General features: G+C 40.1%; 14 protein-coding genes and 1 other annotated feature. Of the genes, 9 read left to right on the forward strand and 5 right to left on the reverse strand.

Going from position 1 to position 13,710, the window contains the following annotated elements:
• The first annotated feature begins 23 nt into the window (after positions 1-23).
• A complete protein-coding gene (eutH, locus tag ACTWPX_RS08540; protein ID WP_443119362.1) occupies positions 24-1,109 on the forward strand; it encodes an ethanolamine utilization protein EutH in 1,086 nt (361 codons plus the stop codon).
• A gap of 81 nt (positions 1,110-1,190) precedes the next feature.
• Here the strand turns inward: eutH and ACTWPX_RS08545 are convergent, their stop codons facing one another.
• Both ACTWPX_RS08545 and ACTWPX_RS08550 read right to left on the reverse strand, forming a co-directional pair.
• The gene (locus ACTWPX_RS08545; RefSeq protein ID WP_443119363.1) at positions 1,191-1,454 is read right to left on the reverse strand and encodes a DUF4190 domain-containing protein; all 264 of its coding nucleotides are present in this window, start codon (positions 1,452-1,454) and stop codon (positions 1,191-1,193) included.
• A gap of 48 nt (positions 1,455-1,502) precedes the next feature.
• Positions 1,503-1,985, reverse strand: coding sequence for a ribonuclease H-like YkuK family protein (locus ACTWPX_RS08550; RefSeq protein ID WP_443119518.1), 483 nt, complete (start codon positions 1,983-1,985; stop codon positions 1,503-1,505).
• Between the two features lie 502 nt (positions 1,986-2,487).
• On the opposite strand from ACTWPX_RS08550, the gene ACTWPX_RS08555 reads away from it, so the two are divergent.
• Complete coding sequence (locus ACTWPX_RS08555; protein ID WP_443119364.1) at positions 2,488-3,075, forward strand: kinase; 588 nt, start codon at positions 2,488-2,490, stop codon at positions 3,073-3,075.
• A gap of 195 nt (positions 3,076-3,270) precedes the next feature.
• Here the strand turns inward: ACTWPX_RS08555 and ACTWPX_RS08560 are convergent, their stop codons facing one another.
• Positions 3,271-3,498 carry a hypothetical protein gene (locus ACTWPX_RS08560; protein WP_443119365.1) on the reverse strand — a complete coding sequence of 76 codons (228 nt, stop codon included), beginning with the start codon at positions 3,496-3,498 and terminating at the stop codon, positions 3,271-3,273.
• A 70-nt stretch (positions 3,499-3,568) separates the two neighbouring features.
• Positions 3,569-5,254 carry an arginine--tRNA ligase gene (argS, locus tag ACTWPX_RS08565; RefSeq protein WP_443119519.1) on the reverse strand — a complete coding sequence of 562 codons (1,686 nt, stop codon included), beginning with the start codon at positions 5,252-5,254 and terminating at the stop codon, positions 3,569-3,571.
• Positions 5,255-5,411: 157 nt separating this feature from the next.
• Positions 5,412-5,627, reverse strand: a binding site (T-box leader).
• A 102-nt stretch (positions 5,628-5,729) separates the two neighbouring features.
• Here argS and ACTWPX_RS08570 point away from each other — a divergent pair.
• The 7 genes from ACTWPX_RS08570 to ACTWPX_RS08600 all read left to right on the forward strand — a co-directional run bounded on the left by ACTWPX_RS08570 (position 5,730) and on the right by ACTWPX_RS08600 (position 12,693).
• Positions 5,730-6,344: a DUF421 domain-containing protein gene (locus ACTWPX_RS08570; RefSeq protein ID WP_443119366.1), complete on the forward strand. Its 615-nt coding sequence runs from the start codon at positions 5,730-5,732 to the stop codon at positions 6,342-6,344.
• A gap of 485 nt (positions 6,345-6,829) precedes the next feature.
• A complete protein-coding gene (locus ACTWPX_RS08575) occupies positions 6,830-7,417 on the forward strand; it encodes a YdeI/OmpD-associated family protein (RefSeq protein WP_443119367.1) in 588 nt (195 codons plus the stop codon).
• A 337-nt stretch (positions 7,418-7,754) separates the two neighbouring features.
• A complete protein-coding gene (locus ACTWPX_RS08580; protein WP_347232266.1) occupies positions 7,755-8,093 on the forward strand; it encodes a thioredoxin family protein in 339 nt (112 codons plus the stop codon).
• A gap of 383 nt (positions 8,094-8,476) precedes the next feature.
• Positions 8,477-9,319: a pyrroline-5-carboxylate reductase gene (gene proC / locus ACTWPX_RS08585; protein WP_443119368.1), complete on the forward strand. Its 843-nt coding sequence runs from the start codon at positions 8,477-8,479 to the stop codon at positions 9,317-9,319.
• A gap of 39 nt (positions 9,320-9,358) precedes the next feature.
• Positions 9,359-10,489, forward strand: a complete 1,131-nt coding sequence (gene proB / locus ACTWPX_RS08590; protein ID WP_128524183.1) for a glutamate 5-kinase — start codon at positions 9,359-9,361, stop codon at positions 10,487-10,489.
• Positions 10,490-10,509: 20 nt separating this feature from the next.
• A complete protein-coding gene (locus tag ACTWPX_RS08595) occupies positions 10,510-11,772 on the forward strand; it encodes a glutamate-5-semialdehyde dehydrogenase (RefSeq protein WP_281974919.1) in 1,263 nt (420 codons plus the stop codon).
• A gap of 153 nt (positions 11,773-11,925) precedes the next feature.
• Positions 11,926-12,693 (forward strand): nucleotidyltransferase domain-containing protein, encoded by a 768-nt coding sequence (locus ACTWPX_RS08600; protein ID WP_443119369.1) that lies wholly within the window; start codon positions 11,926-11,928, stop codon positions 12,691-12,693.
• Between the two features lie 20 nt (positions 12,694-12,713).
• Here the strand turns inward: ACTWPX_RS08600 and ACTWPX_RS08605 are convergent, their stop codons facing one another.
• Positions 12,714-13,550 (reverse strand): STAS domain-containing protein, encoded by an 837-nt coding sequence (locus tag ACTWPX_RS08605; protein WP_443119370.1) that lies wholly within the window; start codon positions 13,548-13,550, stop codon positions 12,714-12,716.
• Between the last annotated feature and the right edge of the window lie 160 nt (positions 13,551-13,710).

The following is a 13,710-nucleotide window of genomic DNA, read 5'->3' on the forward strand; positions in this document are numbered from 1 at the left end:
GTCTGAAAAAGGAGGGAGGCAGCGTGTGGTTCAATGATGGCATTTTAATTGTTATGTGCATATTCATGATGCTCGGGGCTTTGGATTACTATGTCCTTAATCATCGTTTATCTTTAGGGTGGAGGTTTTATGAAGCCTTCATGATGATGGGTCCATTAGCCTTATCCATGGTCGGAATCATTTCCCTTGCTCCTGTACTATCGAGATGGCTGGCGCCGATTATTTCTCCCCTTTTTCATTGGTTCGGTGCAGACCCTTCCATGTTCGCCTCCATGCTGCTGGCTATTGATATGGGAGCGTACCCTCTAGCAAGTTCACTGGCATTGGAGGAAAGAGCGGCGGTATTTTCCTGGTCTTTGTTAGGGACGATGATGGGACCTACCCTCGTTTTCACCATTCCGGTCGCTTTGACGATTGTAAAAAAGAAAGATCGTCCTTTTTTTGCTAAGGGTATTCTAGCTGGCTTGGTAACCGTCCCGATTGGCTGTTTAATAGGAGGGTGGACCGCAGGTTATGATTGGCTATGGATGTTGCGCAATTTAACACCAGCCATCATTCTGTCTGTAGTGATCGGTGCTGGTTTATGGTTATTTACAAATATGACTATCCGCTTATTTTCTTATTTCGGAAAAACTATAGAACTGATCATCATCACCGGTTTAGCTCTGATTATTATTGAAACATTGACAGGAATGGTTCTTTTACCAGGGATGGCTCCTTTGTCAGAAGGAGTCACTATCGTCGGTCGGATAACTGTGACGTTAGCAGGTGCTTATCCATTAGTTGCTTTTATCAATCAACATGGAGAAAAAGGTTTAGCGAAAATGAGTGCGAAGATGGGCATAAACACTATAGCAATGACGGGGCTGATCGCTTCTTTAGCTCATCATCTGCCAATGCTGGCGACGATGAAGGACATGGATGACAGAGGGAAGACAGTGAATGCGGCTTTTGCGGTAAGCGGTGCTTTTGTGTTTGGCAGTCATTTCGCATTCGTAGCAGGTGTTGAAAAAGATATGATATTATCCGTGATCGTCGGTAAATTGACAGCTGGAGTATTAGCGATACTATTGGCTCTTTTAATGACTAAAAGTGAAACTGCTGACTAACAATCGACTCGCTCCGGGATGGACTGATATTAAAGAAAAGCCCAAACGTCCTTCAAATTTGAAAGACATTTGGGCTTTTCTTCATAATACAAAACTCTTAAAAGAAGAAAATAAGAAAAATCCAGTAACAATCAATAGAAGGACCCCTGCCTGGATACAGATACCTATGATACTGCATACTTTTCCTCCGATGGCAAAGTTCTTTCCTTCTGATTCAACCTCATTCATTTCCTTAAAAGATTGATTGGCATAGATGAGACCGAAAATGCCGATGATCAGGCCGACTATTGGAATAAAAATGGACATAATGCCTAAAGTGAGGGATGTAATGGCTTTATTGTTCATAAATTTCCTCCTTAATACAATTGTATCAAGGACACGGGTTATTTAGAATCATTTTGTGTATCGATTGGCATAGCTGCTTGCGACGATCGAATCAGGTTTGATTTTCGGCTCTATTCCTAATGATTCAATTCTTGCAACCATTTCATTCACATAGACCCTTGTCCGATTTCGTTCTCCAGAACCAATGTCGATATGTCCTTCAATAGTAAAGGTCGCTCCTTTATAAATATGGGGGAGGACGATTTCAATCAATTCGTTTTTCTTCTCTTCTGTAAATAAAGCGGCTACTTTTTCAGTCAATGACGTTTCATAAGAAATCCGTTCATGTAAAGTGGTCATTTCTCTATGGACAATTTCTTTTCGAAAACAAGCCCACGCCCCTTTGCCGACACGTTGGATAACGATGCCTGTAATAAATAGCGTATTAGAAGGATGAACTTGAGAATCAGTCCCGACCATTAAACGGTAATTTGCGATTGGTTCCTTTTTCATAAAGGTGATGATATGGGAGAACACCTCAGAGAAATTCATTTGCTTATAAGTGAGATTTTGAAATACATCTGATTGATTCACAACAGACAGCTCCTTTATTTTTTCACAAGGCTCTGTTAACTTTTTGTCTTGTTTATGTTTGTTGTCGGGGGGGGGGGGGGTGCCTCAAGAAAGAACGGGGAGGAGGCAAATACTTAAGTTTTATTCCCCTTGTTATTAAGATATTCATAGACCTATGTGAAAGATAACATGAATTTATCGAGAGTATGTGTCAATATTGGTATAATTATGCAATCAGGAATGCTTAAAGATGACTTCTGATTTACCTTTGTTAATATGCATGTTTACTTATAAAAAGCGAGAGCATCGTGGTTACGTACTTTTCAATACATATGAAAAACTGACGTCTTTTCAGTTATGACCTGGTTGAGGTGGTGCTCTAACAACCAAAGAAGATTAACTTCCCTTTACTCATCGAATGACTTGGTCGTGAAGAACAACAGGGTTTCTCAGCGGGTCCGAAAATAAGGAGTGATACATTGTGAAAGGTTGGAGCAACTTTTGGGGATCATTACCCCACCTTCAAAAGGGAGAAAGGTTCATAGTTGGAATAGATGGATTGAGCCGGGCAGGAAAAACGACAATAGTGAAAGAACTGGGGGAGCAGTTATGTGGAAGATATGATGTTCACACTTTTCATATCGATGATTATATCGTTAGTAAATCTAGACGTTATCATACTGGCCAGGAAGAGTGGTTTGAGTATTACCAGCTACAATGGGATGTGCTCTGGTTAAGAAACCATTTTTTTGAACTTTTGAAAATGGAAAGAGAATTTAAGTTACATAAATACACAGCTTCGTTGGATTGCTGTGAATGGCAAAATGTTACGTTACCTGATACTTGTGTGGTTTTAATAGAAGGTATCTTTCTCCAACGTGAAGAATGGCGGGAATTTTTCGATTATGTCATATATTTAGACTGTCCTAGAGAAAAAAGATTTGCTCGGGAAAAGGTAGCAACACGAAAGAAGGAAGCAAAGTTCGAGAGGAGATATTGGAAAGCAGAAGACTATTATTTACAAACGATCTATCCTGAGAAAAAGGCTGATTTAGTCCTTCAAGTATAATCAGACAATAATAAAACGGGCTGGGACAAAACACTAACTGCCACAGGAAAAGATGGACAATAAAGTAGAATGGATCAAATGAAGCGAAGTATGTTGCCGGAGAAGCGTATGTATTTATTGCTTCATAAAGAAAACCCGAACGAATTTCGTTCGGATTTTCTAGTGGAGAAATTCTTTTATCCCAGCCCCGTTTTATTAAAAGATGAAGATCCATATGAGGATAATTGTCAGGACAAAAGTGATCGTGTAAATAGTGGTTAACATAGGGATGCTGTTGGAACTTTTGCTTTCACTTTTCAATAATTCCAACTCCTGATCCGGAGAAGATTGATCATCCTTGCCTATATTTTTCGCAATCACGATGGTACTGATAAGGGCTATGATTGAAACAAGAATGACGACGATATAATAAATCGGGTACATGAACATCCGCTCCTATGTTAGTCTTTCTTCTATTATAATAGAAGGAAGGCGATGCGGGAAATATTCCCTTCTACATTTGGAGTGGAGCTTGAATTCCCAATATATTCAACCCGTCTTTCAAGACCACTGTCAAAGCGAAAATGACCGTCAAACGTGCTTGCTGCTGGTCACTTTCCAGTATTTTCGTTTTGGCATAATATTGATTGAACGCTCTCGATGCATCTAAGAGGTATTTAGCAATTTTGGAAGGGTCATAATCTTTGTAAGCATTCTCTACAACCTCTGGATAATTCCGTACAAGCTTGATGATCGGCCAAGCAAGCTCATCATCAAATGTGGTTACGGCATCTTTTATTCGGAACGAGCCTTTTTCTAATAATGAAGCAGCCCTTGCGTGGGTGTATTGGATATATGGTGCTGTATTGCCTTCAAAGGTCAACATATCTTCAAGAGAGAACTCCACATCATTGCGGCGGTCATGTTTTAAATCATGAAAAATGACAGCACCGACGCCCACCTGTTCTGCAATTTCTCCAGCATTTGCTAATGTCGGATTTTTCTCCTCGATATTTTCCTCAGCACGAGTGATCGCTTCTTTTAATACTTGTTCCAACAATACGGTTTTTCCCTGGCGTGTGGACATTTTTTTGCCGTCTTTCAGCATCATCCCGAACGAAATGTGCTTCAAATTCGGAGCCCATGAAAAGTTCATTTTCTGCAATACTTGCTGTATTTGTTGAAAATGAAGAGTCTGTTCATGACCGACGACATATAAAGCTTTATTGAATTGGTAATTATTAAAGCGGTCAATAGCTGCTGTTAAATCACGTGTCGCATAGATTGTGGTTCCATCACTTTTGCGAATGAGACACGGAGGTAAACTCACCTCGTCCAAAGGTACTACTTGCGCTCCTTCTGAGTCAACAAGCAATTGTTCATCCTTTAGAAGATTGATGGTGTCACTCATCTTATCATTGTAATAGGCCTCTCCTCGGGTCAAGTCGAAGTCGATGCCTAAGAGTCGATAGATTTTTTCAAACTCTTCCAGTGAAGCATCCTTGAACCACCTCCAAAGTTTCACTGCCTCCTCGTCTTGTTCTTCCAATTTTTTGAACCAGCTTCTCCCTTCATCAATCAAAGAAGGATCTTCTTTGGAAGCTTCATGGAATTTAACGTAGATTTTCGTAAGTTCCTGGATGGGGTTTTCACGCACGGATTTTTCATCGCCCCATTTTTGATAGGCAGCTAGCAGCTTTCCAAATTGTGTTCCGTAATCTCCGATATAATTGATCTTTACGGTTTCATACCCGCACTTTTCCGCCAGGTTAGCCAGTGCATTACCAATGACCGTTGAACGTAAATGACCCATAGAAAATGGTTTCGCGATGTTAGGAGCGGACATATCAAGTACGATTGTTTCCCCTTTCCCGAATTGATGGGCTCCAAATTGACCAGGATCTGTAAGCAATTGCTGAAGCGTATGATTGGCGATGAATGATTGATTTAAAAATATGTTGATATACCCTCCAACTGGGCGGACTTGTTGAAACACCTGGTGTTGAAGTTTTGGTGCGATTTCTTTGGCGATTTCCGCGGGGCTTTTACGAAACGTCTTAGCTAGTTGGAAGCAGGGGAAAGCCAAATCACCATGATCTGCCTGTTTAGGTGTTTCAATTAATCCATGCACCCAGTCGCGGGGAAAATTCTCCCCGAGTATGTGCGATAGTTGAAGCGCTAAAATATGTTTTTCCACTATCAATTCCTCCTTTAAGTTGTTTAAGTTAACCTGTTTGTGGACGAACTCTTCGGATTTATTTATTAAACTCAGTAACGGAAACCTTTAAAATATCTCGAAACTGAGTTTCACAAATAAGAGGGCTAATTGAATGAAATAAAAAAACCTCGTCTCTAATTGAAGAGACGAGGTTTATGCTCGCGGTACCACTCTAATAGCTGAATCAGCCACTCGAAGTTGTTAACGGGGGGACACCCCGGCTTATATCCCTACTTGTTCTTCAGGATAGCTTCTCAAAAGTCCGGTTCACTATCAGAAATCCGATCAGGCTCTCACCATCCCTGATTCGCTAAGCTGTTTCCATTATAGCTACTCTCTTTTTCCTAGAATTTAGATATTTGAAAAGATTATAGCGGAAAACACCTTCTTTTGCAACGCTTTTTAAAAGAATATCTCATAAGATATGGGAAAACATATGAAATAGTGAGGTGAGCTAATGGATTGGATATGGAAAGCTGTTTTAATCATACTGGTCGGTACGATCATACTGAGGATTGCAGGTAGGAAGTCAATCTCGCAAATGACTCTGTCGCAAACGGTAATTATGATCGCTATCGGGTCATTACTGATTCAGCCGGTGGCAGGGAAAAATATTTGGGTGACGTTCGGAGTAGGAGGTGTCCTTGTCCTAACGTTGATTGCGATGGAATTTACCCAGGTGAAATTTGATTTTATGGAGCGTTTCTTGACAGGAAGGTCAGTATCCATCATTGAAAATGGCCAATTGAATGAGAAAAATTTGAAAAAAGTACGTTTCACTGTCGATCAGTTAGAGATGAAGTTAAGGCAAATGAATATTACCTCCATAGCAGATGTCAAATCTGCTACCCTTGAGCCGAATGGGCAGGTGGGTTATGAATTGAAAGAGGAGAAAAGGCCAGCAACCAAGAAAGACATTGATAATCTTAATAAGCAAATCCAGTCATTAAGGCAAATGTTGAATCCGAATCAAGCTGTACAGCCTGATGAAGCGAATCCGCTTGCTGAAGACCTATTCAAGGAAGTCGAAACGAAACAACACCAGCAAGCCCATCCTGATCGTTTGCAATAGATAACGACCTTTTAAGTGTACTGAAAGCACTCTTTTTTCTTGTACATTGAAAGCAGCCGAATTGGACGATGAAATCGTCCAATTCGGCTGCTTAATTTAGTGCTTAACTAAAAAATGCAGTAGTTTAGTGATCACTTCAGTGAGGTATGTTTTTTTAAGAAGGCAATTTTACCCTGGGTTTTGTTTTTCATCATTCTTTCAATTACCATATTTTTCAAATTTGATTTATCCATTTTTGGTCGGCACTTTCGGCTTCCCCTTCTTAGCTACTCCAATTATACTTTTGTTGATGTAAGAAGTCTGCCAGCACAAAGTCACTTCAATATGTTGACGTTTACTAGTGAATACAGACAAGCTTCTAGGTTTATGATTGCAGAATAAGGGATGATCTGTCTTAAGCGATCCACTAGCTTGAATGAGGTGTGGAAAATGAGGCAATGTTGAGGTATATTCAAGAAAAGGGCATTTGAAAAGGGGGGTCGTTTATGACAAGTAATAATATGAATCCTAAGGTTGATGAATTCTTAAGTCAATCCGAAAAGTGGAAGCAAGAATATGGGATGTTGAGAGATATTATTCTGGACTGTAATCTGAATGAAGAATTGAAGTGGGGTAAACCTTGCTATACGTTTCAGGAAAAAAACATCGTTTTAATTCATGGATTCAAAGAGTATTGTGCGCTCCTGTTTCACAAAGGAGCTTTGCTGAAGGATGCTCAAGGAATTTTAATACAGCAAACAGAGAATGTACAGGCTGCGCGTCAAATTCGGTTCACCAATGTGCAGGATATAGTTGATCGGAAGAACATTGTGAAAGACTATATTAATGAAGCTATTGCAGTTGAAAAAGCAGGTTTGGAAGTGGAATTTAAAAAGAAAGAAGAGATTCCTGGAGAACTTGAAAGAAAATTCGATGAAATTCCGGATTTGAAAGCTGCTTTTGAAGCCTTGACACCTGGTCGCCAAAGAGCATATATTCTTTACTTTTCTAAAGCTAAAAAAACTACAACGCGAGAGTCCAGGATTGAAAAGTATGTGCAGCACATTTTTAATGGCAAGGGATTAAACGATTAATTACTTTTACGAGCAAGCCCGAGTCAGTCAGTGACAGGTGAAACCTCTTAAAAACAGGGATTCAGCAACAGGCATTGTGTACCAAATTCTCTGCTAGCGTGATTTAAATATACTGTATAAAATATCAATTACAGGTGAAAGTAATATTGATATAAATAAAAGAACGCAAACAAGCCACATTCCCTTTAACAGCTTTGTGGCTTGTTTTTATTCTAAGATATGAATGGATATGACCATAAAAGTCAATATCACTCCAAAAAACTCTTTCAGACACTTATATTAATCAATTGTTTAAACGAGAAAATTCAATCTATTTATTGGTATAATGAAGATAGAGGTGAGCACATTGGAATCTATACATTCTATAGAAGAATTGAACACGTTTGTAGATGATCAGGGATTGTCAATAGTCTTTGTATCCCGGCCAGGTTGCTCCGTATGTCATGGATTACTTCCTCAAGTAGAGAATTTGCTGGAACTATACCCACAAATTGAGGCGCGGCAAGTCAATGCAGATGAAATACCACAAATCGCGGGAAGGTTTTCCGTCATGACAGTTCCGGCCGTCCTGATTTACTCAAAAGGGAAAGAGCTGTTCAGGAAAGCGCGCTTCGTACCGATTGGTGAACTGAACCAGCAACTGGCAAAACTGAATCATTTTATCAATGAATCCTAGAACATCTGTTGGAAGTAATCAACAGATGTTCTTTTTGTTCGTAGAGGGTCAAAGAAATCGTTCTTTTATGCTATTGGTATTATTTAAATGAGTGTATTTCAAAGATTTCATACGCACTTGATAATTGTCAGTAAATTCCCTTAATTTAGTGTTATCCGTTTATTCTTGAAATTTCAATGCGCAAATATAAGCGTGAGACGAGATTATTTCCGATGAGAAGCGATGAAGTGGAAATATCTCTCTGTGAAACCGTTTACACTAACTAATTGGCTCTTATAGACCCGACATGCAAAAAACCCCTTGAATATGTTTTGCCCAGTGTTATGATGAAACACGTCTTAAATAAAGCGAACAAAAAACGCGAACGGGAGAGATTAACCCAAATGATTAAACAAACGATTGCTTTTCTAGGTGCAGGTTCAATGGCTGAAGCGATGATTTCAGGAATGGTGGAATCCGGTAATATTCCAGCTGAAAACATCATTGTAACCAATCGAAGTAATCAACAACGTTTAAATGAAATCAATTCGAAATATGGAGTACGCACAGTCTTGAAAGATGAGTTGAATTTCGCTGAAGTCGATCAATTCATTTTGGCAATGAAACCAAAGGACATTGATGCTGTACTTGAAGATTTAAAAGATAAATTGACACCTAATCAAGTACTTGTATCTGTACTTGCTGGTATTTCAACATCATATATGGAAGAGCGTCTGAACGATCGCCAAGAAGTGATCCGCGTTATGCCGAATACTTCGAGTATGCTGCGCGAATCAGCTACGGCAATTTGCCCAGGTCAATTCGTTGCAATGGATAAAGTGATTGTTGCAAAAGAATTGCTGCGTTCCATCGGAGAGGTCTTTGTCATCGAAGAAGACAAAATGGATGTTTTCACAGGAATCGCAGGAAGTGGCCCGGCATATTTCTATTATTTAATGGAGCATATTGAAGAAACAGGTCGTGCCGAAGGGATGGACCGTGAAACGTTGCGCGAAATCGGAGCCCAAACACTACTTGGTGCAGCCAAGATGATGCTTGAACGTGATGAAAGCCCGACAGAACTTCGCGAAAACGTAACATCACCGAATGGTACAACTGCTGCAGGACTTGATGCATTAAATGAAAATGGCGGCGGGCAAGCAATATCAGAAGCAATCAAAGGAGCGGCCAGCCGTTCTAAAGAATTGAGCAAAGAACTTGAAGGACTACTTGTAGGAAGCAAATAATCGAAAAAAATCGATGCAAAAATGCTAAATAGGAGTGATATGTTGACTCAAAACAAAAAAAGGGTAGTAATTAAAATAGGGAGTAGTTCCCTCACCAGTATGCACGGAGAAATCAGCCGACGTAAATTAGAAAAGCTAGTAGATGAAGTCGTTCGATTAAAAGACGACGGCCACGAAGTTTTACTCGTATCCTCAGGAGCCGTAGCAGCAGGCTATCGCAAACTCGGATGCTTAGAGCGCCCGAGCACATTGCCGGAAAAACAAGCTGCCGCATCCATTGGTCAAGGATTGTTGATGGAATCATATTCCGATCTCTTCCTATCCCACGGCTATATGGGTTCTCAAATCCTTATTACACGTAGTGACTTTTCTGATGAAGATCGTTACAACAACGCTCGTAACACAATCAATGTATTGCTCGAACGTGGGATCATCCCGATCGTAAACGAGAATGACACGATCACAATAGACAGACTGAAATTCGGTGACAATGATACGCTTTCAGCTAAAGTGGCAGGACTTGTCGACGCCGATCAATTGATTATTCTATCTGATATTGATGGACTATACGATGCGGACCCAAGAAAAAATGAGGACGCTCAACTACTCGACAAAGTCCACGAAATAACCCCGGAAATCGAAGAAGCGGCTGGTGACCCAGGTAGTGCTGTAGGTACTGGTGGTATGAAATCCAAAATCGATGCATTCAAGATTTCTATGGCATCTGGCATTTCTTCCTTCTTAGGCAAAGCCAATACACCGAGCATCGTTTATGATGCCGTTTATTACAACGCCAAAGGCACGTACTTTGAAACAACAACAGATTCAGAAAACTTGGATCAGAAGAAACAATGGATCGCTTTCAACTCAGGACCTGAAGGGGAAGTGATTATTGATCATCGTGCCAAGGAATCAATCATTGAAATGAAGAAGAGTTTGCTGCCAATGAACATTCATCATGTTAAAGGCCGCTTTAAAAAAGGCTCTGTCGTGCGTATTCACGATCTCACTGGCGATGAAATTGGGCTTGGAGTCGTAAATTATTCTTCAGAAGAAATGGAAGAAATGATCAGTCTGACCGAACCGGAATTAGAGTCTTATGATAAAGCAGCTATTGAACGTAAAGACTTTGTCTGCCATTTAGAAGTTGCCATGCCTGTAGGTGTTTAAAATAATCAAGGAGGTCTTTGATGACACTAACTAAAAGTAATGTGAACGTTGAAGCGCAAGCAATGGAAGCTAAGAAAGCATCCAAAAAACTGCTGGTTCTTTCTGAAGAAGAGAAAAACCAAGCACTGCTTCATTTAGCTGATGTTCTTGAACGGGAATACGAAACGATTCTTACCGCGAATGAAAAAGACTTAGAAAATGGACGTAAAAAAGACTTTACTGATGCCTTCATGGATCGTCTATCTTTATCTAAGGAACGTATCGCTGGTTTTGCTCAAGGATTGCGCGATGTTGCACAGCTTGAAGATCCGACCGGCCAAGTACTTTCAGATTGGACACTTGAGAATGGTCTTCAAGTTGAAAAAGTGACAGTACCACTTGGCGTCATCGGTATGATTTATGAAGCACGCCCCAACGTAACTGTTGACGCGACAGGGCTTGCTTTGAAATCCGGTAATGCAATTGTATTGAAAGGAGGATCTTCTGCTATCAACTCCAACCAGGCGATTGTTGAAGTGATGCACCGTGGTTTAGCGGAAACGAAGATTCCTAAAGAAGCTGTCCAGTTCATCGCATCAACAGATCGTGCTGCTACAAATGAACTCTTTACGATGAAAGAACACATTGATGTGCTCATTCCTCGTGGTGGCGGTAAGCTTATCCAAGCCGTTGTCGAAAATGCGACCGTACCAGTCCTTGAAACGGGAGTAGGAAACTGCCACATCTATGTAGACAAAGATGCAGATGTAGAAAAAGCGATTGCTATTCTTGTGAACGCAAAGACAGATCGTCCTGCTGTATGTAACGCAGCGGAAACGCTAGTTGTGCACAAAGAATGGTTGGAACAGTATAAAGATGCTTTGATAACTGCATTGAAAGCGAATGATATTGGGGTACACGGTGATGAATATATTCAGGAAATCATTCCAGGATCAGTGCTTGCCGGTGAAGAAGACTGGGCGAATGAATACTTGAGCACTGACATCGCTGTAAAAGCCGTTGACAATTTAACAGACGCGATTGCTCATATTGAAACGTACGGCACCAAACACTCTGAAGCGATCGTAACTGAAGATGCAGAGGCTGCCGAAAAATTCTTCGCACTTGTTGATGCAGCGGCTCTTTACCATAATGCTTCTACTCGTTTTACTGACGGTAGTGCACTGGGATTCGGAGCGGAAATCGGCATTTCCACTCAAAAATTGCATGCTCGAGGCCCGATGGGACTTCCTGCGCTAACAACAGTGAAGTTCTTGATGAAGGGTACCGGTCAAATTCGATAAAAATGATAAAAAGGAAGGGAGACTCTCAGAATGAGTCTCCTTTCTTTTTGTTTGAGTGAGCCTCTCGGAGAATGATCTTTGACATCTCCTTTTACAAAAATAACCATCTATTATATGATGGTGTAATATTTATTTATCCAGGGAGGATGAAAAATGAGGCAAACAAAGGCTGTAGAGGCTATCGTACATAGTTTAAGAGAAGATAATCTAGTAGAAGCTGTCTTTCTTAAAGGGTCAATGGCACGTGGAGAAGAAGATGAAAATTCCGATGTCGACCTTTATGTATTAGTCGAAGAGGAAAATAAGGCTGCATTCTTACAAAATAGAAAAAAACATCTCGAAAGTTATCAATCCATTATCTTCTACGATGATATTTTCATTATTGCTCCACAAATCATTGTTGTTTATGAAAACTTGTTGCATGTCGACTTATTTACGGTTACGGAAAAAACACTTGTACATAAAGATTATTTTAAGGTGCTCTATGATCCCGCACGACGTATGGACAGATTCCAAGATCATCAAAACTTATGGTTGTCACAAAAAGATTTTCATTATGCAGTGGAAGATGTGGCTTTTTTTCTTTTACAATATAAAAAAGCAGCTGACCGTGGGAATGACTTTTGGGCAGTGAAGGTGGCAAATGATCTAGGGATTAATATAGCGAAGGTTTTGTTGCAAAGGTACTGTCCAGAACGTGCGCAATTAGGATTAAAAACGATCGATCGGACGCTGCCAGTAGAAGTGGTGGAACCAATGAGAATAGTCTATAGACACCTTTCAGCAAAGGAGCATCCAAAAGCCGTATACAGCATGGCTTTGATTATACAAGACCATATCATATGGTTATCTTCACAATTTGAAAAAGAGAAGTATACCATTCCTTTTCTTAAAAGAATGTTGAATGAAACGATAAACTAGAACTCCTTAAGAAGGGAGTTCTAGATATATTCCTTAGCCATAGCCTGGGATAAAGTGGCGGAGGTCTTCACTTGGCTGAAATTGATTCCTAATTGAACAGCGGTTTGGGCGATTTCAGGTCTGATGCCGACAACAGTTGTAACGACGCCAATCAAGCGCAATCCATCAATCAATTGGAAGATTTGATGTGCAACCATCGTATCTACAAGATAAACCCCGGTCAAGTCAATGAAGAGATGATCGATTTCCTGGTCTGTGCATTTTTGTAAAGTATTTTCTAATATTGCTGTTGCCCGGTCTGTATCAATATTTCCAACCAATGGGAGCAGTGCTCTATCATTTGCCAGTTGAATCAGCGGAGTACTCAATTCATTAATAACAGATTTCTGTTTCTCAATCTGATTATTTAATTGTGTCGACTTTTCCTCTGCTACTTGAAACATGATTTGGTCGAAAGCCTCAATCAGTTTGCGTTTCCACGACTCTTCTAGATCACGGGAAATATGTTTATCTTCATGGGCGATAAAATCATTGAGAAAATCTAAGTACTGTTCTCTGACTCTCATGAATTCACGCATAATATCGTGTGTAGGGGTCTCAAGATGATCTGGGTCCCGTGCGATTTTCAAAATCCATTCATTGATTTGCTGATAGAATTCTTCTGTCTCTAGAATGAACAACTGTGACAAATATCTATGAAATTCGTAATTTTTCTTTTTCAGCTGTTTGACGGTTTCTGCATCCTGGGCAGCATAAACTCCCGAAGACTCACTTTTATCCAAGGATTCATACCATTCTTCTGTAAGCGCAAAGGATCGATTTAATAAAAAATCATGCAACGATCGGTTCAAGTCCACAAAAATAGCTCCTCTCTACTTAAAATACTTTTATAATTAAAACGGTCGCAATTATTTCTATTATAAAGTTAAGTACTAATCTTTTCCATTTCCATGCATCGGAAAAGGGAAGTTATCGGATTAACCTCATGAAAATGGGGAATGTTCATTATAAGGAGGT

The sequence above is a fragment of the Halobacillus sp. H74 genome, assembly GCF_052246715.1.
GTDB lineage: Bacteria > Bacillota > Bacilli > Bacillales > Halobacillaceae > Halobacillus > Halobacillus litoralis_A.